This is a genomic window from Paraburkholderia sp. SARCC-3016, assembly GCF_031119615.1.
Lineage (GTDB): Bacteria > Pseudomonadota > Gammaproteobacteria > Burkholderiales > Burkholderiaceae > Paraburkholderia.
The window spans coordinates 173,103-196,470 of sequence record NZ_JAVHZD010000014.1 but is presented as its reverse complement, the minus strand read 5'-3'; the positions used below and the strand labels follow the sequence as shown (position 1 = coordinate 196,470).

The 23,368-nt window shown below is 63.6% G+C and carries 22 protein-coding genes and 1 pseudogene; 1 reads left to right on the top strand and 22 read right to left on the bottom strand.

What is annotated here, in order from left to right; all coding sequences use genetic code 11:
* The 6 genes and pseudogenes from QYH69_RS16275 to QYH69_RS16250 all read right to left on the bottom strand — a co-directional run.
* Positions 1-78, bottom strand: a pseudogene (locus tag QYH69_RS16275) (electron transfer flavoprotein subunit beta/FixA family protein); the annotation flags it as partial.
* A gap of 265 nt (positions 79-343) precedes the next feature.
* Positions 344-997: a methionine ABC transporter permease gene (locus tag QYH69_RS16270; RefSeq protein ID WP_308832877.1), complete on the bottom strand. Its 654-nt coding sequence runs from the start codon at positions 995-997 to the stop codon at positions 344-346.
* Complete coding sequence (locus tag QYH69_RS16265) at positions 987-2,021, bottom strand: methionine ABC transporter ATP-binding protein (protein WP_308832876.1); 1,035 nt, start codon at positions 2,019-2,021, stop codon at positions 987-989. The genes QYH69_RS16270 and QYH69_RS16265 overlap by 11 nt, the downstream gene beginning before the upstream one ends.
* Before the next feature lie 201 nt (positions 2,022-2,222).
* Positions 2,223-3,065: an enoyl-CoA hydratase gene (locus QYH69_RS16260; protein WP_308832875.1), complete on the bottom strand. Its 843-nt coding sequence runs from the start codon at positions 3,063-3,065 to the stop codon at positions 2,223-2,225.
* Between the two features lie 119 nt (positions 3,066-3,184).
* Positions 3,185-4,108, bottom strand: a complete 924-nt coding sequence (locus QYH69_RS16255; protein WP_308832874.1) for a histone deacetylase family protein — start codon at positions 4,106-4,108, stop codon at positions 3,185-3,187.
* Positions 4,109-4,120: 12 nt separating this feature from the next.
* Complete coding sequence (locus QYH69_RS16250; RefSeq protein ID WP_308832873.1) at positions 4,121-4,279, bottom strand: hypothetical protein; 159 nt, start codon at positions 4,277-4,279, stop codon at positions 4,121-4,123.
* A gap of 450 nt (positions 4,280-4,729) precedes the next feature.
* On the opposite strand from QYH69_RS16250, the gene mltB reads away from it, so the two are divergent.
* Positions 4,730-6,007: a lytic murein transglycosylase B gene (mltB, locus tag QYH69_RS16245; RefSeq protein ID WP_308832872.1), complete on the top strand. Its 1,278-nt coding sequence runs from the start codon at positions 4,730-4,732 to the stop codon at positions 6,005-6,007.
* 174 nt (positions 6,008-6,181) lie between these two features.
* Here the strand turns inward: mltB and cysM are convergent, their stop codons facing one another.
* From cysM to QYH69_RS16165, 16 genes are all read right to left on the bottom strand, one after another.
* A complete protein-coding gene (gene cysM / locus QYH69_RS16240) occupies positions 6,182-7,084 on the bottom strand; it encodes a cysteine synthase CysM (protein WP_308832871.1) in 903 nt (300 codons plus the stop codon).
* A gap of 325 nt (positions 7,085-7,409) precedes the next feature.
* Positions 7,410-7,775, bottom strand: a complete 366-nt coding sequence (locus tag QYH69_RS16235; RefSeq protein ID WP_308832870.1) for a helix-hairpin-helix domain-containing protein — start codon at positions 7,773-7,775, stop codon at positions 7,410-7,412.
* A gap of 113 nt (positions 7,776-7,888) precedes the next feature.
* Positions 7,889-8,881 (bottom strand): ADP-glyceromanno-heptose 6-epimerase, encoded by a 993-nt coding sequence (gene rfaD / locus QYH69_RS16230; RefSeq protein WP_308832869.1) that lies wholly within the window; start codon positions 8,879-8,881, stop codon positions 7,889-7,891.
* A gap of 148 nt (positions 8,882-9,029) precedes the next feature.
* Positions 9,030-10,049 carry a D-glycero-beta-D-manno-heptose-7-phosphate kinase gene (gene rfaE1, locus QYH69_RS16225; protein WP_374992426.1) on the bottom strand — a complete coding sequence of 340 codons (1,020 nt, stop codon included), beginning with the start codon at positions 10,047-10,049 and terminating at the stop codon, positions 9,030-9,032.
* Complete coding sequence (locus tag QYH69_RS16220; protein WP_308832867.1) at positions 10,003-11,418, bottom strand: UDP-glucose/GDP-mannose dehydrogenase family protein; 1,416 nt, start codon at positions 11,416-11,418, stop codon at positions 10,003-10,005. Before QYH69_RS16220 ends, rfaE1 begins: the two co-directional genes overlap by 47 nt.
* 168 nt (positions 11,419-11,586) lie before the next feature.
* Positions 11,587-12,762, bottom strand: coding sequence for a lipopolysaccharide assembly protein LapB (gene lapB, locus QYH69_RS16215; RefSeq protein WP_308832866.1), 1,176 nt, complete (start codon positions 12,760-12,762; stop codon positions 11,587-11,589).
* Between the two features lie 66 nt (positions 12,763-12,828).
* On the bottom strand, positions 12,829-13,122 hold the full coding sequence (locus QYH69_RS16210) for a LapA family protein (protein WP_075157809.1): 294 nt from the start codon (positions 13,120-13,122) through the stop codon (positions 12,829-12,831).
* Positions 13,123-13,420: 298 nt separating this feature from the next.
* Positions 13,421-13,753 carry an integration host factor subunit beta gene (locus QYH69_RS16205; protein WP_075157810.1) on the bottom strand — a complete coding sequence of 111 codons (333 nt, stop codon included), beginning with the start codon at positions 13,751-13,753 and terminating at the stop codon, positions 13,421-13,423.
* Between the two features lie 22 nt (positions 13,754-13,775).
* A complete protein-coding gene (rpsA, locus tag QYH69_RS16200; protein WP_075157811.1) occupies positions 13,776-15,488 on the bottom strand; it encodes a 30S ribosomal protein S1 in 1,713 nt (570 codons plus the stop codon).
* 196 nt (positions 15,489-15,684) lie between these two features.
* Positions 15,685-16,368 (bottom strand): (d)CMP kinase, encoded by a 684-nt coding sequence (gene cmk, locus QYH69_RS16195; RefSeq protein ID WP_308832865.1) that lies wholly within the window; start codon positions 16,366-16,368, stop codon positions 15,685-15,687.
* A 69-nt stretch (positions 16,369-16,437) separates the two neighbouring features.
* Entirely contained in the window at positions 16,438-17,742 is a 1,305-nt protein-coding gene (aroA, locus tag QYH69_RS16190; RefSeq protein ID WP_308832864.1) for a 3-phosphoshikimate 1-carboxyvinyltransferase, read from the bottom strand.
* A 79-nt stretch (positions 17,743-17,821) separates the two neighbouring features.
* Positions 17,822-18,766, bottom strand: a complete 945-nt coding sequence (locus tag QYH69_RS16185; protein WP_308832863.1) for a prephenate dehydrogenase/arogenate dehydrogenase family protein — start codon at positions 18,764-18,766, stop codon at positions 17,822-17,824.
* Positions 18,767-18,834: 68 nt separating this feature from the next.
* Positions 18,835-19,947: a histidinol-phosphate transaminase gene (gene hisC / locus QYH69_RS16180; RefSeq protein WP_308832862.1), complete on the bottom strand. Its 1,113-nt coding sequence runs from the start codon at positions 19,945-19,947 to the stop codon at positions 18,835-18,837.
* 182 nt (positions 19,948-20,129) lie between these two features.
* Entirely contained in the window at positions 20,130-21,212 is a 1,083-nt protein-coding gene (gene pheA, locus QYH69_RS16175) for a prephenate dehydratase (protein WP_308832861.1), read from the bottom strand.
* Positions 21,213-21,269: 57 nt separating this feature from the next.
* On the bottom strand, positions 21,270-22,352 hold the full coding sequence (gene serC, locus QYH69_RS16170) for a 3-phosphoserine/phosphohydroxythreonine transaminase (protein ID WP_308832860.1): 1,083 nt from the start codon (positions 22,350-22,352) through the stop codon (positions 21,270-21,272).
* Between the two features lie 155 nt (positions 22,353-22,507).
* Positions 22,508-23,140: a DUF2059 domain-containing protein gene (locus QYH69_RS16165; protein ID WP_308832859.1), complete on the bottom strand. Its 633-nt coding sequence runs from the start codon at positions 23,138-23,140 to the stop codon at positions 22,508-22,510.
* Positions 23,141-23,368: the final 228 nt, after the last annotated feature.

Below are 23,368 nucleotides of genomic sequence, written 5' to 3'. Positions count from 1 at the left end.
CACGCCCGTGTGGTCCGATTTCACGCGCACCTTCACGTTGTAATCGACCACCCTTTTGACTGGCACCAGAATTTTCATGCACACGCTCCAAAGTTACGAATACGTCAACCTGACGGACATTATAACGACAGCCCCTCGGCGCCCGGCCCGCATGCAGCCGAGGCCGCGTCAGGCATGATGGATTTCGCGAGGGCTGCATCGCCGTCAAAGGCGACGTCAATAGCGAACGATCGTACTATTCAAACCATTTAATCTCAAAAATACGCAACGCGCCAGACATGCGTTCGACCGGCGCCTCTAATCCGCGCGCTAATGCGCGGCGCGCGACGATCGAAGTGCGCGTCTACCGGTGACTCAGCCGCCGCACGAGCCAGTCGCCGAACGACTGCACCAGTTGCACAAACACGATCAGGATCACGACCACCACGAGCATCACGTCGGGCAGAAAGCGCTGATACCCATAGCGAATGCCGAGATCGCCGAGGCCACCGCCGCCGATCGCACCGGCCATCGCCGAATAGCCGACGAGCGAGACAAACGTGATCGTGAGCCCCGCAACGACGCCGGGCAACGACTCGGGCAGCAGCACCTTGAAGACGATCTGGCTCGTGGTCGCGCCCATCGCCTGGGCGGCTTCGATCAGGCCGCGATCGACTTCGCGCAAGGCCGTTTCGACGAGCCGCGCGATAAACGGCGCGGCGGCGATCGTCAGCGGCACGATGGCCGCGGCGGTCCCGATCGACGAACCGACGACGAGCCGCGTGAAAGGGATGACCGCCACGAGCAGAATGATGAACGGCGTCGAGCGCACGGCGTTGACGATCACGCCCATCGCGCGATTGAACGGCAGGTTCTGCAATACGCCGTCGCGCCCGGTCAGATAAAGCAGCACGCCGAGCGGCAAACCGGCGAGCGCGCCGAGCACCCCGGAGATACCGACCATCGCGAGGGTCTCCCAGAACGACTGCACGAACATATCGATCATTTCACTCGACATATGCCATCTCCTCGACCACGACGCGCTGTTCGCGCAGGAACGCGATCGCTTCGGCCACCTTCGCCGGCTGGCCGTTCGCGAGCACGGCGAGCGAACCGAACGCCTGGCCCTGGATCTCGTCGATCTGGCCGTGCAGGATGTTGAAGTCGAGTTCGTAGCGGCGAACCGTCTCCGACAGGATCGGCTGATCGATGCCCGCGCCGCTGAACGCGAGCCGCAATAGATGGCCGTTGCCCGCCTGCAGCCGGTCGGCGACGCGCGCCTTCATCGCGGGCGGCAATTCCTGCGCGATCACATCGCCGATCAGCGCACGCGTGACTTCGTGACGCGGCTGCAGGAACACGTCGATGACCTTGCCCTGTTCGACGACGCGGCCCGCATCGAGTACGGCGACGCGGTCGCACACCTGCTTGATCACATCCATCTGATGCGTGATCAACACGACCGTGAGGCCGAGTTCGCGGTTAATGCGCTTGAGCAGATCGAGAATCGCGCGCGTGGTTTCGGGGTCGAGCGCGGACGTCGCTTCATCGGAGAGCAGCACTTTCGGCTTGCTCGCAAGCGCGCGCGCAATGCCGACGCGCTGCTTCTGACCGCCGCTGATCTGCGACGGATAGCGGTCTTTCTGGGCGCGCAGGCCGACGAGATCGAGCAGCGGCAGCACAGCCGCTTCGATCGCCGCGCGTTTCATGCCGGCCAGCTCGAGCGGCAGCGCGACATTGTCGAACACCGTGCGCGACGACAGCAGATTGAAGTGCTGGAAAATCATGCCGATTTCGCGGCGCGCGGAGCGCAGGCCGTCCGCGGACATCGTGGTCAGATCGCGGCCGCCTACCACGACATTGCCTTCGGTCGGCCTCGTGAGCAGATTGATCGTACGCACCAGCGTGCTCTTGCCGGCGCCGCTGCGGCCGATGATGCCGAATACTTCGCCCGACGGTATCGACAGATTGACGTTATGCAGCGCGTCGATCAGGCCTCGTGGGCCGGCAAAGCACTGCGAGATATTGCGAAGTTCGATCATGAAAAAAACGGCGGACTATTGCCGGCGAGCGTTTTGCGCCTCGCTGCTGGCAATCTCCGCCGCTGCTTTTATTTCGGATTAGACGCGCGATTTTACCGTACGCACGTCATGCCCTTTAATAATCGTTTTCGATTTTTTCATAACCACATGGAATTTAGCGCGTATGCGCATATCGCTTACCGCCTTATCCGTGGTCGCAGGCTAGCGGCGCCATTCAGGCGGCCGCTTATCGATGAACGCCTGCACGCCCTCGAGCGCCGTGTCCATCATCATGTTGCAGGCCATCGTCTGGCCGGCAAGCTGATACGCGGCCTCGACGCCCATTTCGAGCTGACGGTAGAAAAGTGCCTTGCCCATGCTCACCGCGTCGCGCGGCTTCGCGCAGATGCTCGCAGCAAGCGCCGCGACTTCGGCGTCGAGCCCGTCGAGCGGGGCGACGCGATTGACGAGGCCGTGCAGCTTCGCGGCCAGCGCATCGATGAAGTCACCGGTCAGCAGCATGTCGAGTGCGGCTTTCGGCATCACGTTGCGCGACAACGGCACCGCCGGCGTCGCGCAAAAGAGGCCGAGGTTGACCCCCGATGTCGCGAAGCGCGCGGTATCGGCGGCCACGGCGAGGTCGCACATCGCGACCAGCTGACAGCCGGCCGCCGTCGCGATGCCGTGCACGCGCGCGATCACGGGCTGCGGCAAACGGCGGATCGTCAGCATCGTCTTCGTGCAGCGCGCGAAGAGCCGCTGGTAGTAATCGAGCGACGGCGCCGCGCGCATCTCCTTCAGATCGTGGCCCGCGCAGAACGCGCGACCCGCGCCGGCCAGGACGACGACACGCGCATCGGATTTTTCCAGCGCGGCGAGCTGCGCATGCAGTTCATCGAGCAGCGCCTCGGACAGCGCGTTGAATGCAGCCGGCCGGTTCAACGTCAGACGCACGACGCCGGGCGTGCCGTAAGCGTCGTGCTCGACTTCGACGAGCGAGCCGCGGTCGTGCCCGGTCTCGCGCTCCGGATGAGAACGCGAATCAGGCTGCGGATGGGCACTCATGATCGTCTCCGTTTGGGTCTCGGATGGCGCCCGCGTCGGCGCTCTTTCATTGCTCGTGTTTCGCTGCGGCTTGTGCTCTTCGCGCTGCGCCGCGCGTATGCGGCGCGAGGAGTGCGCGCCTACAACCCCGCGAGCGCCTTCACATGCGCGACGACACTACGGCCCAACGCCGACAGGTTATACCCGCCCTCGAGGCAACTGACGATGCGCCCTTTCGCGTACAGGTCGGCGATATGGCGAATCTGTTCGGTAAGCCATGTGTAGTCGGCTTCGACGAGTCCGAGGTTGCCGAGATCGTCTTCGCGATGAGCGTCGAACCCCGCCGATATGAACAGCATCTGCGGCTTGAACTCGTGCAGCCGCGGCAACCACAACAGATCGACGGCCTCGCGCACGACGTCGCCCTTCGAGCGCGCGGCGATCGGCACGTTGACCATATTCGGCGACGCGTTCTCAGTGCCGCTGTATGGATAGAACGGATGCTGAAAGATGCTGCACATCAGCACGCGCGGGTCGCCCGTGAATGCCGCTTCGGTACCGTTACCGTGATGCACGTCGAAGTCGATGATCGCGACGCGCTCGAGCCCATGCACGTCGAGTGCATGGCGAGCCGCGATCGCGACATTGTTAAAAAAGCAGAAGCCCATCGCGCGGGCCGGCTCCGCATGGTGGCCCGGCGGACGCACGCTGCAGAATGCGTTGTCGAAACGGCCCGCGATGACCGCATCGGTGGCCGCGACGGCCGCGCCTGCCGCTCGCAACGCGGCTTGCAGCGAATGCGGGTTCATCGAGGTATCGGGGTCGATGGCCGCGTAGCCTTCGTGTGGCGAGGTCTGACGGATATGGTCGAGGTGCGCCTGCGTGTGCACACGCAGTAAATCCGCTTCGTCCGCAAGCGGCGGCGATTCGCGCTCGATCAACGTATCGATGCGGCCTGCGATCAGCTGGTCTTCGATTGCCTGCAGGCGCGCGGGGCATTCGGGATGCCAGTGCCCCATCTCATGCTTCAGACAGTCCGCGTGGGAATAGAAACCGGTTGCCATGAGTCGTCGCCGTCAGTCGTCGCGGGATTCGTTGCGCGCTTGCTGGTCGCGCTCCGAACGCGCGTGGGTGGTGTCCTTGGGTTGTGCCCGATTGTGTCCTTGGGTTGTGCCCGATTGTGCCCGCAGGTTATGCCCGCTCTTCGCGCTGATTTTGCGCGCCTGTTTTTTCACCTGTTTGTTGCTTGTCGTTGCCTGCCCGTTCGTCGAATACCGGTGGCGCGCCCTGAAGACGAAGCCCGGCTACGGCCGCACATCGTCAACTTACCACAGCACGCCATCGGACCGCGTACTGGACCGCGCGCTGCCCGGCCGCACCCCGCCGCCATATGCGCCGCAGCGGCAGAAGTCGCGCACGGCCGCACGCTGCAATATTCCTGCATCATTTTGCGCGACCGTCGTCGGGTATACTGCGCCGGAGCGGTTTCGCACGCATTCGTGCAAATCGGCGCGCCTCGTCACTCATCCGTCACATCCATCCGCATCGCACACGTCGACCCCATGACCTTTCGCCCCGACTTGCCAGCCTTGCCCACCTTCCCCGCTCTGCCCGCACGATCCCGCGCACGATTCCGGCTCCGTACCACCATTTTGGCCGCCGCACTTTCCATCGTCGCATCGTGCATGTTCGCGGCAGCGGGCCCGGCCTCGGCGCAGACGTCGGGCGCAAGCCCGAGCCCGCAGCAGAAGCCGCAGACTGCGCAGATGATGGTGGCGCAGGCGCAGCCGCAACAGCCGGTGCAGCAAGGGCAGACGTTCGAGGAAGAGATCATCCCGCAGCGCTACGCGAACAACGGCGATGTCGACGCGTTTATCAACGACATGGTTGCGCGTTACGATTTCGATGCGAACATGCTGCACGATCTCTTTGCGCGAGTCAGCTATTCGGCGACCGCGGTCAAGCTCGTCACGCCCGCGCCGACGCCCGCGATAAAGAACTGGCATGCATATCAGGCGCGCTTTCTCGACGCGGTGCGCATCAATGCGGGCGTGAAGTTCTGGCGCGCGAATCAGGCGACGCTGCAGCGCGCGTACGAGCAGTTCGGCGTGCCGCCGGAAGTCGTCGTCGGGATTATCGGTGTCGAGACGATCTACGGCCGCTATATGGGCAACTTCCGCGTACTCGACGCGCTGACGACGCTGACCTTCGACTACCCCAACACGCCCAATCGCGCCGAACGTGAAGTCACGTTTCGCAAGAATCTCGCGGACTTTCTGATCTGGACGCGCGACTCGCAGATCGAGCCGACTTCGGTGCTCGGCTCGTACACGGGCGCGATCGGCATTCCGCAGTTCCTGCCCAGCAGCATCATTCAATATGCAGTCGATTACGACGGCGACGGCACGATCGATCTGCGCACGAGCGCGGCCGATGCGATCGGCAGCGTCGCGAACTATCTGAAGCAGCACGGCTGGGAAACGGGGCGGCCCGTCGTGTGGAATATCGCATCCGACGCCGGCAGCCTCGGCATCGCGCAGGCCGCGGCAAATGGACAGCCCGAGCCGCACTGGTCGCTCGAGCAATTGCTGCGTGCCGGCATGCTGATGAACGAGCCGTCTCCGTTCAACGCAACGTCCGAAGCGGGAACGCCGGTGACGGTCGTCGATCTGCCGTCGCCGGGGCGGCCGACCGAGTATGTGCTCGGGCTCAAGAATTTCTATGTGCTGACGCGCTATAACCGCAGCTTCTTCTATGCGCTGGCCGTTTATCAGCTGGGTCAGCGGATCAAGGCGCAAGTCGCGGCGACGGGCGGCATCAATGCCAACGGCACGAATGGCACGAATGGCACGAATGGCACGAACAGTGTGAACGGTACGGCGGGTTCGAACGGCATGAACGGCATCAATAACGGCACGAATGGTGTGAACGGTCGTGGTGCGCCGGCGCCTGAGATGCAATGAGGTGTTGCCTGGCGGGTTTGCGAGGCACTGCGATCGCGACCCGCCGCAGTTCCACGGGCAGAAAACAACAAAAAGCGCCGTGCAGCGGATTTGCTGCACGGCGCTTTTTGTTTGCCGACTAGCGGCATAGCGGCATAGCGGACCAACTGCCTGGCCCGCCGGCGAGGCCAAAACTCAAGCCGGAAACACACCCGTCGACAGATAACGATCGCCGCGATCGCAGACGATAAACACGATCGTCGCATTCTCGACTTGCCGCGCAATGCGCAACGCCACTTCGCACGCGCCGCCCGACGAGATGCCGCAGAAAATGCCTTCGACCGACGCCAGCCGGCGCGCCATGTTTTCCGATGCAGCCTGACTCACGTTCTCGACGCGATCGACGCGGCTGCGATCGAAGATCTTCGGCAAATACGCTTCCGGCCATTTGCGAATGCCCGGAATACGCGAACCTTCTTCGGGCTGGGCGCCGACGATCTGAACCTGCGCGTTCTGTTCTTTCAGATACTGCGACACGCCCATGATCGTGCCCGTCGTGCCCATCGCGGATACGAAATGCGTGATCTTCCCTTCGGTATCGCGCCAGATTTCAGGGCCCGTCGCTTCGTAATGCGCAAGCGGATTGTCGGGGTTGCCGAACTGGTCGAGGATGATGCCCTTGCCTTCGCGCTGCATCTGCTCGGCGAGATCGCGCGCATATTCCATACCGCCCGTAACCGGCGTCAGCAGAATCTCCGCGCCGTATGCGGTCATGCTCTGGCGGCGTTCGAGCGACAGGTCTTCCGGCATGATCAGCAGCATCTTGTAGCCGCGTACCGCGGCGGCCATTGCGAGCGCGATACCGGTGTTGCCGCTCGTTGCTTCGATCAGCGTGTCGCCGGGCTTGATGCGGCCGCGCAGTTCCGCTTTCCTGATCATCGAGAGTGCCGGCCGGTCCTTCACCGAGCCCGCCGGATTGTTGCCCTCGAGTTTGCCGAGCACGACATTGTTGCGGCCGCGGATTTCGTCGTCGACGACTCTCACGAGCTGTACGAGCGGCGTGTTGCCGATCGTGTCTTCAATCGTTTTGTAAGTCATATCGGTTGCGTACGGATCGTGCGCTTCTGTTCCTCAATGGACCGATTCTAAACCACGCTGCTTTTGCCTGCCGTCTCACCATGCCGCGCATGTGGGGACCGGGCACGCAACGCGGTGTCGCTTGCCCACGCAAAAAACCCCGCGGCTGATGCAGCGCAACGCAAGGCATTGCAACGGCAGGCCGCGGGAGCCAGTCATCGGAAACGACGGCTGAAGGAGTGGACGATGTCTGTCCAACCAGAAAAGAACGTGTGACCAACAGCAACGTGCGACCAAGCCTCGCGCATACGCATGCGGCGACGCCGCACGCGTATGCGGCAGCTCGCTACTTCTTCACGACGACAGCCGCGTCGGTCTTGCCGGCAGGCGTGGTCTTCGTGTTTGCAGAAGCCGCATTCTGCGCGCCAGAAGCAGCGACAGCCGGAGCGCTAGCGCCGACCGCGAGTCCCTCCGCCTGGAGGCGCTCGACCGTGTGGCCGCCCATGCCCTTGACGCGCTTCGCGAGATCGGCCCCATCCTTGAACGGGCCGTGCGCTTCGCGTTCGTCGAGAATCGATTTGGCTTTCGCCGGACCGATGCCTTTGATGGTACGCAGCGCGTCCTCATTCGCCGTATTGACATCGACGACCGCATACGCGTGCTGACCGAATGCCGCGAGCATCGCTGCGGTAACCAGAATTTTTTTAAGCATTCAAACCTCCCTGAAACAAAGACTCAACTCACGCGACTGACTCAACAGTCTTCAACCGCGGCAGGTGAAAATCGCCCACCGCTGGCGCTAGTTTAGGGAGGCCTGCGAAATATTTACACCTGGCCGAATAGCCAGCGCACGTAACGATCGACGCCTTCCTGCACGGTCAGAAACGGCGCGTCGTAGCCGGCTGCACGCAGCTTCGTCAGGTCGGCTTGCGTGAAGCACTGGTACTTGCCGCGCAGCGCATCGGGGAACGGCACGTACTCGATCAGCCCGCGCTGCACCTGCTCCGCGAGCGACAGTGCCGGTTCGTGCTTCAGCACGCGCAGCGTATTGACCACCGTCGACGCAATATCGTTGAACGGCTGCGCGCGTCCGGTGCCGAGATTGAAAATGCCGGACTTGTCCGGGTGATCGAAGAAGAACAGGTTGACCCTGGCAACGTCGTCAACGGAGACGAAGTCGCGCGTCTGCTGGCCGGCCGCATAACCGTTGTACTCGCCGAACAGCCTGACCTTGCCCTCCGCGCGGAACTGGTTGAAGTTGTGGAACGCGACCGAGGCCATGCGTTCCTTGTGCGACTCGCGCGGCCCGTACACATTGAAGTAGCGAAAGCCCGCGATCTGCGTTTTTGCAGTCGGCAACACGCGGCGGATCACCTGATCGAACAGGAATTTCGAGTAGCCGTACACGTTGAGCGGCCGCTCGTACTCACGCTCTTCGACGAAGCGGTTCGAGCCGCCGTACGTCGCCGCCGACGATGCATAGAGGAACTGAACGCCTTGCGCAAGGCACGCGTCGAGCACGGCGCGGCTATAGCGGAAATTGTTGTCCATCATGTAGCGGCCGTTGTGCTCCATCGTGTCGGAGCACGCGCCTTCGTGGAACACCGCGCGCACCTTGCCGAAGTCGCCGCGCGCGAAGCGCTCGACGAATTCGGTCTTGTCGAGATAGTCGTCGATCTCGCAATCGATCAGATTCTTGAATTTGTCTGCACGCGTCAGGTTATCGACGGCGATGATCCGGTGTTCGCCGCGCTCGTTGAGCGCCTTGACGATATTGCTGCCGATAAAACCGGCCGCGCCGGTGACGATGAGAGTCATGGTCGTCCCTGCCTGATGGGAGTGGATGAGATGAATGTGTCGGGCCCGATCGGGGATCGGCATGCGCCGCGGCGTCGTCTCACGTTCGAGGTGCTGTCGGGCGTAACAGCGAGCCGCTGCTCACTACGGGGAGCGGCGGCGCGCGGCATCAGTGCGAGTGAAAGAGTTCGTCGTAGTCGACGGTGGCGGTGCCGAGCTTGCCGACTACGATGCCGGCTGCGCGATTCGCGAGCGAAACCGCTTCGGCAAGCGGCAGCCCCGCGCCCAGCATCACCGCGAGCGTCGCGATCACGGTATCGCCCGCGCCGGACACATCATACACTTCACGTGCCACGGCCGAGGCGTGCAGCACGCCGTCGTTCGAGAACAGCGTCATGCCTTCTTCGGAACGCGTGAGCAGCAGCGCGGCGATGTCGAGTTCGGTGCGCAGCTTCGTGACGCGCGCGAGCAGGTCCGCTTCCGACTTCCAGCCGCCCACCACTTCGCGCAGTTCCGCGCGGTTCGGCGTGATCAGCGTCGCGCCGCGATAGCGTTCCCAGTCGTCGCCCTTCGGGTCGACCAGCACGGGCTTGCCCGCGGCGCGCGCTTTTTCCATCATTTTCGTCACGTGCGTCAAGCCGCCTTTCGCGTAGTCCGACATCAGGATCACGTCGTGGGCGGGCAGCAGCGCATCGAAACGCGCGAGGCCCGCGAGCAGCGCTTCGTGCGCGGGCAGGTTCTCGAAGTCCACGCGCAGCAATTGCTGCTGGCGCGACAGCACGCGCAGTTTGATCGTGGTCGGCAACGCGGGATCGCGCTCGAGATGCGGTTCGACGCCGCTGTCGCCGAGCAGTTGCACGATGCGTTCGCCGGGCTCGTCGTGTCCGACCACGCACAGGAGGCCTGCTTTCGCGCCGAGCGCCGCCACGTTGCGCGCGACGTTCGCCGCGCCGCCGAGGCGATCTTCCTGGCGCTGCACATGCACGACCGGCACCGGCGCTTCGGGCGAGATGCGGTTCACATCGCCGAACCAGTAGCGATCGAGCATCACGTCGCCGACGACCAGCACGCGCGCATGCGCGAGCTGGTCGCGCGGCACGATGCCGGCCTCGGGCACCGGCGTCGCGGTATCGAGGATGGAATCACGCACGGCTGGCACCGCCGGTTCTGGATTCGGTTGCTGCGACATAAGGGCGTCCAATCGAGTGGTAGTCGATGCCGAGTTCGGTCATCGCCTCCGGTTCGTACAGATTGCGGCCGTCGAAGATCAACGGCGACTTCAAGGTCGATTTCAGATGGGGGAAATCCGGGCTCTTGAACTCTTTCCACTCGGTCACGACGACGAGCGCGTCCGCGCCGGTCAGCGCGTCGTCCTGCGTGCCGACGAATTGCAGGCGCGCCAGCTGCTCGGGCGCATCGTGCAAGTCGATGGCGAACACACGGCGCGCTTCGTCGATCGCGACCGGATCGTAGGCGCGCACCGACGCGCCGCGCGCAAGCAGCGCCGCAATCAGGCGGCGGCTCGGCGCTTCGCGCATATCGTCGGTGTTCGGCTTGAACGCGAGTCCCCAGACCGCGAACGTGCGGCCGGAGAGATCGTCGCCGAGCGACTGCGTGATCTTGCGCACGAGCACTTCCTTCTGCTCGTGGTTCACTTCCTCGACCGCTTCGAGAATGCGCAGACTGTGGCCCGACTCGCCGCCGGTGCGGATCAGCGCCTGCACGTCTTTCGGGAAGCACGAGCCGCCGTAGCCGACGCCCGCATACAGGAAGTGGTAGCCGATACGCGGGTCCGAGCCGATGCCACGCCGCACCGCGTCGATATCGGCGCCGACGCGTTCCGCGAGATTGGCCATTTCGTTCATGAACGAAATGCGCGTCGCGAGCATCGCGTTGGCCGCGTACTTCGTGAATTCGGCCGAGCGCACGTCCATGTACATCGTGCGCTCGTGGTTGCGGTTGAACGGCGCGTAGAGGCGCTTCATCAGTTCGCGCGCCTTTTCGCCAGGCACGTCGTCGTCGCTGCCGATCACGATGCGGTCGGGACGCATGAAGTCTTCGACGGCTGCGCCTTCCTTCAGGAATTCCGGGTTCGAAACGATCGAGAACGCATGCTGCAGGCTGCCCGCGAGGCCGCGTGCGGCCAGCTGCTCGCCGACCACTTCGCGCACGCGCGCCGCGGTGCCGACCGGCACGGTCGACTTGTCGACGATCACCTTGAAACCGGTCATATGGCGGCCGATGTTGCGTGCCGCTTCGAGCACGTATTGCAGGTCCGCGGAACCGTCCTCGTCGGGCGGCGTGCCGACCGCGATGAACTGGATGTCGCCATGCCGCACGCTCGCTTCGACATCGGTCGAGAACGTAATGCGCCCCGCCGCGCGCGTGCGCGCGATGATCTCTTGCAGACCCGGCTCGTGGATCGGCACGCCGCCGCTATTCAGGATGTCGATCTTGCGCGGATCGACGTCGAGGCAAAACACGTCGTTGCCGATTTCCGCGAGACACGCGCCTGTGACGAGGCCGACGTAACCCGTGCCGATGATGGTGACTTTCATACGCTTTCCGGTAGTTGAGTCCGGTAGTTCAGCCCGGTAGTTGAGTGCCGTAGCAGGTCCGGCCGGGACGCCCGGCTGTGCGCCGCGTGCCGCCGTCCGTCCTCGTGACTCTGCCGTTGTGGTATCTGCTTTTTTAGTTGCGCTCGACTGCTGTGTGGCTTTCCCGGGTCAGCTCGATGCCGTAATCGGCTCGACCCGGCGCGGCGCGTACGTCTCCCAGCCGCTGCAGCCCGGACACTGCCAGTAGAAAAGCCGCGCCCGGAAGCCACAATTCTGGCACGTATACCGTGGCAGATTTTTGGTGCGCTGACGGATCAGCGTACGCATCAGTTCGAGCTCGCTGCGCCGCGGCTCTTCGGCCTTGGCCTGCTGCGCTTCGAGCAGCCGCGTCATGCCGGCCAGGTTCGGCGACTTCTGCATCTGCGTGCGCGCAAGCGTATGCGCGGCGTCGAGACCCCGCAGCGCCGCGACATACTGGTAACCGACGTCGAGCAGATCGTTCGACGGGTAATCGTCGACCCATTGCGTAAGCACGTCGGCACCCTCTTCCTGGCGGCCCAGCGCTTCGTATCCTTTCATCACTTTTTCGGCGACGAGCGGCAGGTACGCGGCGTTCTGCTCCTCGACGCGACGCCACTCGCCGATCGCCTTTTCGTGTGCGCCGGCCGCGGCGGCGACGTCCCCGAACAGGATCGTCGCACGCACATTCTGCGGGTTGGCGCGCAGCGCAAGGTCGAGCTGGCGCTGCGCTTCGTCGGGCTTCTGCTGCTGCAGCGCCTCCTGCGCCAGCTCGCAGTGGAACTGCGCAATCTCCTTGCCGAGCGCCTCCGTGCCCATCGTTTCGAGCCGCTGCGCGGTCTCGATCGATTTGTGCCAGTCCTTTTCGATCTCGTAGATCGTGAGCAGTGCGCGTTGTGCGCCGAGTGCGTGATCGCCGGTTTCGAGCATCCGGAACGTTTCCTCGGCACGATCGAGCAAACCCGCCTTCAGGAAGTCCTGGCCCAGTTCGTACAACGCGTGATCGCGTTCGGCGACCGGCAGATCGGAGCGGTTCAGCAGATTCTGATGCACGCGGATCGCGCGGTCGGTCTCGCCACGGCGCCGGAACAGGTTGCCGAGTGCGAAATGCAGTTCGATCGTTTCAGGATCGAGCTTGACGACCTCGATAAACGCATCGATCGCCTGGTCCGGCTGTTCGTTCAGCAGAAAATTGAGGCCGCGGAAATACGAGCGCGGCAGGTTGGCGCTTTCGGACAATAGCGCCTTGAGGTCATAACGCGCCGCGATCCAGCCGAACGCGAACGCGACGGGAATGACGAGCAGCCACCAGAAGTCAAGATCCATGCGATATGAGCGGAAATGCGCAAAATGCGTAAGTTGCGCCTGGCATCAGGCGCAACGCGGGAATGCTTAAATCAGCGGCGGCAACGGCGGTTCTTCGACGACGACCGGCGCTTCGCGCGCGACGCGCAACTCGCGCTTGAGCCGGCCGTTTTCGAGCCGCAAGCGGAACACGCCCGGCAATGCCGAGACGAGCCCTGCCACCAGGCCGACGCCGAAGAACGCGAGGCCGATCAGAATCAACGGCGCCTGCCATGCGTAACCGGCGAGGAAATTCAGCGTGGCAGGCTGCGTGTTGGACAGTGCGAGCACCAGCAGCAGCACGAACACCAGCACGCGGATCAACCAGACGATAAATTTCATTTGTGTATCTCTTGACGACGGTTGCGGGAAGGACGCCGGCCTGATGACGCATCGCGCCACGGTGTTTGCCCGCGCCGAAGTGCCCCGTATTGTAAATGAAGCCCCTGCCTGTGGGCGCAAGCTCGCTCGGCGGGGGAAATCGGGGTTTCGGCTTTGCCGTGGTCACGACCGTGGACTCGCGCAACCGCACACGAAAGACTCGCGCAAAGCGCGCGCATGCACCGATGAATCGCGCGGACGAAAAAAAAGCGCCGTAGGGCGCTTTCTGGTCTTTGCCGTTTGGCCGTGCCAAGGCAACTTACTGATCGTCGTCCGACACGTCAGCTGCGCCGGCCTTCAACGGTTCGCCGGCACGCCGGTCGACTCGTTCACGCAATTCCTTGCCCGGCTTGAAGTGCGGCACGTACTTCTCGGGCACCAGCACTTTTTCCCCCGACTTCGGATTGCGCCCGACTCTCGACGGGCGACGATTGAGGCCGAAGCTGCCGAAGCCGCGAATTTCGATGCGATGGCCGTTGGCCAAAGCCTCCGACATCGCATCGAGCATCGTCTTCACCGCGAAATCCGCATCTTTTAAGACAAGCTGCGGAAATCGCGTAGCCAGTTGGGCGACCAATTCCGATTTGGTCATTCTGCAGCAGACCTCTTAAGGCTTACTGGTTCTGGCCGTCGAGCTTGGCCTTCAGGAGCGCGCCGAGGTTCGTCGTACCGCTTGCGGCCGCGCTGGTCTCGGCCTGCAGGCCGCGCATCGCTTCCTGCTGTTCGGCCGAATCCTTCGCCTTGATCGACAGGTTGATGCCACGCGACTTGCGATCGATGTTGATGATCATCGCGTTGACCTTGTCGCCTTCCTTCAGCACGTTGCGCGCATCTTCGACGCGGTCTTGTGCGATTTCCGAAGCACGCAGGTAACCTTCGACGTCCACGCCGAGCGTGACGACCGCGCCCTTCGCGTCCACCGCCTTCACCACGCCGTCGACGATCGAACCCTTGTCGTTCATCGCAACGAAGTTGCTGAACGGGTCGCCTTCGAGCTGCTTGATGCCGAGCGAAATGCGTTCCTTCTCGACGTCGATGCCGAGCACGACCGCTTCCACTTCGTCGCCCTTCTTGTACTTGCGAACCGCTTCTTCGCCGCTTTCGCTCCACGACAGATCCGACAGGTGAACCAGACCGTCGATGCCGCCGGGCAGACCGATGAACACGCCGAAATCGGTAATCGACTTGATCGCGCCCTGAATCTTGTCGCCCTTCTTGAAGTTGCGGCTGAAGTCATCCCACGGATTCGGCTTGCACTGCTTCATGCCGAGGCTGATACGGCGGCGGTCTTCGTCGATCTCGAGAACCATGACTTCGACTTCGTCGCCCAGCTGCACGACCTTCGACGGCGCAACGTTCTTGTTGGTCCAGTCCATTTCCGACACGTGGACGAGGCCTTCGATGCCCGATTCGACTTCGACGAACGCGCCGTAGTCGGTGATGTTCGTGACCTTGCCGAACAGACGCGTGCCCGACGGATAACGGCGCGAGATGCCTTCCCACGGATCGTCGCCGAGCTGCTTGATGCCGAGCGAGACGCGGTTCTTTTCCTGGTCGAACTTGAGGATCTTCGCGGTGACTTCCTGGCCAACCGACAGCACTTCGCTCGGGTGACGCACGCGACGCCATGCGATGTCGGTGATGTGCAGCAGGCCGTCGATACCGCCGAGGTCCACGAACGCGCCGTAGTCGGTGATGTTCTTGACCACGCCTTCGACGATTGCGCCTTCCTTCAGCGTTTCGAGCAGCTTCGCGCGCTCTTCGCCTTGCGTCGCCTCGATGACGGCGCGGCGCGACAGCACGACGTTGTTACGCTTGCGATCGAGCTTGATGACGCGGAATTCGAGCGTCTTGCCTTCGTACGGCGTCGTGTCCTTGACCGGACGCGTGTCGACGAGCGAACCCGGCAGGAACGCGCGGATGCCGTTGACCATGACGGTCATGCCGCCCTTGACCTTGCCCGTGATCGTGCCGGTCACGAGTTCGTTGTTGTCGAGCGCCTTTTCCAGCGACAGCCACGAAGCGAGACGCTTGGCCTTGTCGCGCGACAGGATCGTGTCGCCATAGCCGTTTTCGAGTGCGTCGATCGCGACGGAAACGAAGTCGCCCGCCTGCACTTCTACCTCGCCCGCGTCATTGAGGAACTCTTCGAGCGGGATGTAGGCTTCGGACTTCAGACCAGCGTTGACGACCACGAAGTTGTGGTCCACACGCACGACTTCGGCCGAAATCACTTCGCCGGCGCGCATGTCTTGCTTGGTCAGCGACTCTTCGAACAGAGCCGCAAAAGATTCGGTATTCGGGGTAGAGGTTTGCAGGTCGGACATAAAAATCTGAATTGGTATGGCTTTCGCGGCGCCCGGCCGGTCTTGCTAGCGAGATCCGGCAAATAACTGGCAACTGCGGCAGATCCGGAGGCCACACGGGGTTAAAGGGTTAATACACGTTCCGCCATGCGGGCGGAACACCGACTTCTTGCTGCTTTGCTACGGATTACTTTTACGTCTTGCTTTACGGTTTGAGTCACACCTTGACGCCAGCCCGAAACCACTGCACCACCTGATCGACCGCTTCGTCGATCGACAGCGTGGAGGTATCGAGGAGCTTCGCATCGGCTGCAGGCTTGAGCGGCGCGGCGGTGCGCTTGCTGTCGCGCTCGTCGCGTTCGCGCAAATCCCGAAGCAAGTCATCCATATTAGCAGAAAAACCTTTTTGGATCAATTGCTTATGCCGGCGTGCGGCGCGCGCCTCGACACTCGCCGTCAGAAACACTTTCAAACCCGCATCGGGAAAGATCACGGTGCCCATGTCGCGGCCGTCTGCGACGAGCCCGGGCACCTTGCGAAACGCGCGCTGCCGCGCAACGAGCGCGGCCCGCACCGACGCATGAATCGCAATCGCCGACGCGCGGTTGCCGATTTCTTCGGCGCGAATCTCGGATGAGACGTCGACGCCGTCGAGTTGTGCAATGCCTTCGCGGAACGTGATGTGAAGATCGTCGATCAGTTTTGCAAGGGACTCGGCGTCGTCGGGCGCAATCGCGTAACGGATGCTCGCGAGCGCGGCCAGCCGGTACAGCGCGCCGCTATCGAGCAGGTGGAAGCCGAGCTGGGCGGCGACGAGGGCGGCCACCGTGCCTTTGCCGGAGGCAGTCGGGCCGTCGATCGTAATGACGGGCGTCTGGTGAAAGGGACGGGTCGGTTTCATCTAATGTAATAGTCAGTCGCGCGTCGGATCAGGAGGGACCACGATGTCCCGGCGAAAATCATCGCGAAGTTACGGCTGGGCGAGCGCCGTGAAGCGCTCGAAATAGTCGGGAAACGTCTTCGCGACGCACTTCGGGTCGTTGATCCGCACCGGCACCCCGCCGAGGCTCACGAGCGAAAAGCACATCGCCATCCGGTGATCGTCGTAGGTATCGATAGCGGCGTTCGGCGTCAGTTTCGCCGGCGGCACGACGACGAGGTAGTCGTCGCCCTCCGTGACCTTCGCGCCGACCTTGCGCAGTTCGGTTGCCATCGCCGCGAGCCGGTCCGTTTCCTTCACGCGCCAGCTTGCGATATTACGAAGGGTCGTCGCCCCGTCGGCGAACAGCGCGGCAACGGCGACGGTCATCGCCGCGTCCGGGATCAGATTGAAGTCCATATCGATGGGCTCGAGCTTGCCGTCGTCGCGGCCGACGCCGCGCACCTCGATCCAGTCGTCGCCCATCAGCACGTTCGCGCCCATGCGGTTCAGCGCTTCGGCAAAGCCGATGTCGCCCTGGATGCTCGCGCGACCGACGCCTTCGACGCGCAGCGGGCCGCCGCCGAGCACGCCGGCAGCGAGAAAATACGATGCCGACGACGCGTCGCCTTCGACCATGATCGTGCCCGGCGACTGGTAGCGCGCACCGGCCGGCACCGTGAACCGATGCCAGCCATCGCGCTGAACCTCGATGCCGAAGCGCGCCATCAGCTTCATCGTGATCTCGATATACGGCTTCGAGATCAGCTCGCCGTCGATCTCGACCACCGTCACGCCGCTTTCGCTGCGCACGAGCGGCAGCGTCATCAGCAGCGCGGTCAGGAACTGGCTCGACACGTCGCCGCGCACGCGGATCGGCGCATCGACGGCGATCCGCGAGGGGCGGATGCGCAGCGGCGGATATCCTTCGTTCTCTTCGTATTCGATATTCGCGCCGATCTGCCGCAGGCCGTCGACGAGGTCGCCGATCGGCCGCTCATGCATGCGCGGCACGCCGTGCACGCGGTAATCGCCGCCGTTCACCGCAAGCGCGGCCGTCAGCGGGCGCACCGCCGTGCCCGCGTTGCCGAGAAAGAGGTCGGCGTTTCTCGCCGTGAACGCGCCGCGTGTGCCGCTCACCACGCAAACGTCGCCGTCGCGCTTCAATTTCACGCCGAGCTTTTCGAGCGCGGCGATCATCACGCGCGTGTCGTCAGAGTCGAGCAGGTTCGTGATCGTCGTGTCGCCTTCGGCGAGCGCCGCGAGCAGCAGCACGCGGTTAGAAATGCTCTTCGAGCCGGGCAAACGAATGGTGCCGGACGCGCGGGAAAACGGTCCGAGAACGAGGTAGTCCATGATGGTGGTCCAGTTTTCTGTTATTTCGACGCTAGTTCAGCGCTCGTTTCGACAGTTCATTGCAACGCTTGCCAGGCGCTCATTTCGATGCTTCGTCAGCGCTGCCGGCCGCCGGCCGTGCCGCACGGTGCTGCCAGTCGGCGCGCGCCGCGCGCGAGCGCGCGAACACGGCTTCGAGCGACGCTCCGTCGCCCGTTTCGATCGCCGCGCGCAACGCGGCGAGAACCGCAGTGTAGCTGTCGAGTTCCTCGAGCAGCGCAGCGCGGTTCGCGATGCAGATGTCGCGCCACATTTCGGGGTTCGACGCGGCGATGCGCGTGAAGTCGCGAAAACCGCCCGACGCGAACGCGAAGCGCAGCGCGGCGTCCTGCGATTGCAGAATCTGCTCGACGTAAGCGAACGCGAGCACATGCGGCAGGTGGCTCACCGACGCAAGCACGCGGTCGTGCTGCGGCGGCGCCATTTCGTGGACGGTTGCGCCCGTTGCGCGCCACATATCGGCAATGCGGTCGACCGAAGCCTTCGCGTTTTCGGGCAGCGGACACAGCACGACGTTACGGTCCACATAAAGATCGGGCAAGGCCGCTTCGACGCCGCTCGCTTCGCGGCCCGCGACCGGATGCCCTGGCACGAACTGCGCAACGCGCGCGCCAAGCGCCGCGCGCGCGGCCGCGACGACATCCGCTTTCGTACTGCCCGCATCGGTGACGATCGTCGTCGCGTCGAGGAACGGCGCGATGCGCTCGAGCAGCGGCCGCGTCTGGGCGACCGGAGCGGCGAGCAGCACGATGTCCGCACCGGCGAGCGCAGCGGCCAGCGCGCGCTCGTCGTCGAGCGCGGCCGCGCCGTCGATCACGCCAAGTTCGAGCGCGCGCGCGCTCGACGCTGACGTGCGGCCGACGCCGATCACCGTGCGCGCGCCAGCCACGTTGCCGCTGCCGCGCTCGCGCAGCGCACGCGCAAGCGATCCGCCGATCAGGCCAACACCGAAAATCACCAGTTTGTCAAAAGAGAACGCAGCCACTTGGAGTCGGATAAAAAAGCGCGCCGCCGGGGTTCGAAGCAGCCGGCGCGCGGATCGGAGTCAAGCGCTCAGACGGAAGCAAGCGTCTTTTCGAGCGCTGCGAGAAAGGCTTCGTTTTCTTCAGGAAGACCGACCGTTACGCGCAGCCATTGCGGCAAACCGTAACTGCCGACCGGGCGCACGATCACGCCCTGTTTGAGCAGTTCCAGATTGACGCGATCGCCCGCGGCATCTTCATTGCCGACGCGCACGAGCACGAAATTCCCGTGCGACGGCACGTACTCGAGGCCCAGTTTGTCGAAAGCTTCCGTGAGGCGCCGGTAGCCCGCTGCGTTGAGCGCCGCGCTCTTTTCGAGGAACGGCTTGTCATTGAGCGCCGCCACCGCCGCGGCCTGTGCAAGCGTATTGACGTTGAACGGCTGACGCAGGCGGTTCAGCAGATCCGTCAACTCGGGCTGCGCGATCGCGAAACCGACGCGCAAGCCCGCAAGGCCGAACGCCTTCGAGAACGTGCGCGACACGAGCAGGTTCGGATAGCGGCGCACCCATCCGATCGAGTCATAGCGTTTCTCCGCCGACAGGTATTCCGTATAAGCCTCGTCGAGCACGACGACGACATGGCGCGGCACCTTGTCGAGAAACGCCTCGAGCGTCGGACCGTCGACGAACGTGCCGGTCGGGTTGTTCGGGTTCGCAATGAACACGAGACGCGTATCGTCGGCGAGCGCGGCAAGCATCGCGTTCAGATCGTGGCCGTACGCGACCGCCGGCACGACGATCGCGCGCGCCCCGAGGCCCTGCGTCGCGAGTGCGTAGACGGCGAACGAATACTGCGAGTAGACGACCGACTGGTTCTTTTCGACGAACGCATGCGCCGCGAGTTCGAGAATGTCATTGCTGCCGTTACCGAGCGTGACCCATTCGGCCGGCACGCCGTAATACGCGGACAGCGCTTCTTTCAGTTCGAACGCGTTCGAATCGGGGTAACGGCCGAGCTCGCTCGCCGCCTGGGCCATCGCGCGCTGCGCGGATTCGGGCACGCCGAGCGGATTTTCATTCGACGCGAGCTTGACGATGCGCGCTTCGTCGAGGCCGAACTGGCGCGCCACTTCCGAAATCGGCTTGCCGGCGACGTAAGGCGCAATCGCGCGCACGTAAGAAGGGCCGTAGGTCGTAGTCATGTTGTATCTCCGGGTCGACGGGTCGACTCTGTATAAGGGTGAGGCGCGGGCGCCTTCCTGGTGTGTCGGGTCCGCTGGCGCCGCATCGGCGATTGCACCACCGGTGAATCTGCCGGCGACTGAGCCGGCAGATCCACCGGCAGATGCGCTGCCGATACAGCGGCGCGCGAAGCGTGAGCCGTTTAACGTGCGCGCGGATACGAGCCCAGAATTTTGAGGAACGCCGCTTTCTGATCGAGCTCGACGAGCGCCGCCGACACCGACGGATCGTCGCGATGGCCTTCGAGATCGATATAGAAGTAGTACTCCCACGTGCCGACGCGCGCCGGACGCGACTCGAATCGCGTCATCGAGACGCCGTGACGCGCGAGCGGCTCGAGCAGCTTGAACATCGCGCCCGGCTCATTCGCCACCGATACGATCAGCGATGTCTTGTCGTAGCCGCTCGCCCCGGACGGCGCTTTGCCGATCATCACGAAGCGGGTACGGTTGTGCGGGTCGTCCTGGATCAGCGAGTACGCGATCTGCAGGCCGTATTGCGTGGCCGCGCGGTCGCCGGCGATCGCGGCGACGGTCGGGTCCGCCGCCGCGAGCCGTGCGCCTTCCGCGTTGCTCGACACGGCCTGGCGCTCGAGATGCGGCGCATGGGTGGACAGCCAGCGTTGACATTGCGCAAGCGCCTGCGGATGCGCGCATACGCGTTTGATGCCGGTCAGATCGCCGCTTAGTGTCATCAGATTGTGGTGAATCGGCAGCGCCAGTTCGCCGCCGATCAGCAACTGCGTTTCGAGCAGCAGATCGAGCGTGCGCGACACCGCGCCTTCGGTCGAATTCTCGATCGGCACGACGCCGAATTCCGCGGCGCCGGCTTCGACCGAGCGGAACACTTCGTCGATCGACGGACACGCAAGCCCTTCGATCGACTGACCGAAGTACGCGTGCATCGCCTGTTCGCTATAGGTGCCGATCGGGCCCAGAAACGCGACCTGAATGTTCTTTTCGAGCGCGCGGCTCGCGGCCATGATCTCGCGCCAGATCGCGCTGATGTGATCGCCGCCGAGCGGGCCGTCGCTCATCTCCTGCAGCCGCGCGATCACCTGCTGCTCGCGCTCCGGGCGGAACACCGGTGCGTTGAAATGCTTCTTGACCTCGCCCACTTCGAGCGCGACTGCCGCGCGCTGATTGAGCAGCGCGATCAGCTGCGCGTCGAGCGCATCGATGCGCTCACGCAGCGGTTTGAGTCGTGAATTAAGTTCGTCGTCCATGCTAGTGACTTGCCACGGCTGTATCGTCCCATGCGTGCGCGAAAACCCGATTTTCGGTCACGCGCTCTTCCGTTCAAACTCTTTCATGTACTCGACCAGCGCCTTGACGCCTTCGAGCGGCACCGCGTTGTAGATCGACGCCCGCATTCCGCCGACGGACTTGTGGCCCTTCAGCTGCAGGAGCCCGCGCGCCTTCGCGCCGGCCAGAAATGCTTCGTTGCGCGATTCGTCGGCGAGGAAGAACGGTACGTTCATCCGCGACCGCGCGCCGTGTTCGACCTTGTTCAGATAGAAGCTGCTCGTGTCGATCGTGTCGTACAGCAGCTTCGCTTTTTCGACGTTGCGCGCCTCGATCGTGCTCAGGCCGCCGAGCTTTTTCAGCCACTTGAATACGAGCCCCGCGATATAGATCGCGTAGGTCGGCGGCGTGTTGTACATCGAATTGTTGAGCGCGACGGTCTTCCATTCGAACGCCGACGGACAGATCGGCATCGCGCGATCGAGCAGGTCTTCGCGGACGATCACGACCGTCACGCCCGCGATGCCGATATTCTTCTGCGCGCCGCCGAACAGCACGCCGTATTTCGCGACGTCCATCGGGCGCGACAGGATGTGCGACGACGCATCGGCGACGAGCGGGATGTCGCCGAGATCGGGGATGTCGAACGTTTCGACGCCGTGAATCGTTTCGTTCGTGCACAGATGCACGTAAGCGGGATCGTCGGACAGCTGCCATTCGGCGCGGGCGGGCGCGCGCGTGTAACCATCGGCCGTCTGACCGCTCGCGGCGAGGTGCGCGCTGCCGTACTTCTTCGCTTCGTTGAGCGACTTTTGCGACCACGAACCGGTCACGACGAAATCGGCGCGCGGCTTCGTGCCGAACAGATTCATCGGCACGATCGCGTTTTCGCCGATTCCGCCGCCCTGCAGGAACAGGATCTGATGGCTCGACGGAATCGCAAGCAAGTCGCGCAGGTCGGCAAGCGCCTCTTCGTGGATCGACATGAACTCTTTGCCGCGATGGCTCATTTCCATCACGCTCATGCCGCTGCCGTGCCAGTCGAGCATTTCGTCGGCCGCTTGACGCAGCACTTCTTCGGGCAAGGCGGCGGGGCCGGCGGAGAAATTGAAGACGCGCATCGTGAGAGTTCCGGAAGCGGGCGCGCGGAGCAAAAAAAGACCGGATTTGCGCCCAAAAAGAGAATGGCCGTCTGCGCGCTCGCGCAAACGGCCATTATCGCATCGACGCCGGGAACCCGCCATGCCGGCGGCCCGACTTCAGCCGAGCTTACGGCTTACTTGGCGCCCGGCTTGGCCGTGGCGACCGATGCGACTTCCTTGTCCGCCTGATCGCGCGTTGCCTTGATCGATTGCGGCATGTACTTCTGCATCAGGCCGTTCACGACGTCGCGGCCCACCTGGTCTTGCACCTGGATGAACTTGCGGCCCGTCGGGCTCTTGTAAAACGCGGTCAGGTCGTTGATTTCCGCGGTCGAGTAGTACTTCGCGTACGCGTCGTACTGCGCCTGCATTGCGTCCTGACGGAACGAGTCGGTCGCGAACACCTGGCCCGCGGAATCGACGAGCTTCGGCACGGCGTTCTTTTGCAGCGTCGGTACCGATGCCTGCTTCTGCTTGTCCGTCATCGTCTTGTTTTCGGACAGCGCATCCGACAGGATCGCCGGCACGAGCTGCTTTGCCTGCATCTGCGCACTGTTGCCGATCGCGCCGACGAGCTTTTGCGCGTCGATTGCGTCAAGCAGGTTCTTGATCGCGGCCTGCTTGGCCGGATCGATCGGCGCAGCTGCCGGCGCTGCGGGAGCGGCGGCGCCGGGCGCGGCCGGCTGCTGATTCTGCAGCGCCTGGGCCATCGCGAAGGTCGGCACGAAAGCGGCCAGCATCATCCACAGTTTGAATCGTTTTTGCATCACTACTCCTGGAAGAAATGGGTTACATGCCCGCCGCGCGGACCGCGCATCGGCCCATCCGATGCGCGGGCTCACGCCCGTGCGGTTCATACTCGTTACGAGGAAAGCATCAGTGCAGATCAGACCGGGGCATCCGCTTGCAGCGTGGCACTGCGGCGCAACTTCGCAGTGCGGTTCCGCCGCCCGGCTTCGCGATTAAAGTCGGATCGTAGCCATGTCGTTCTGTGA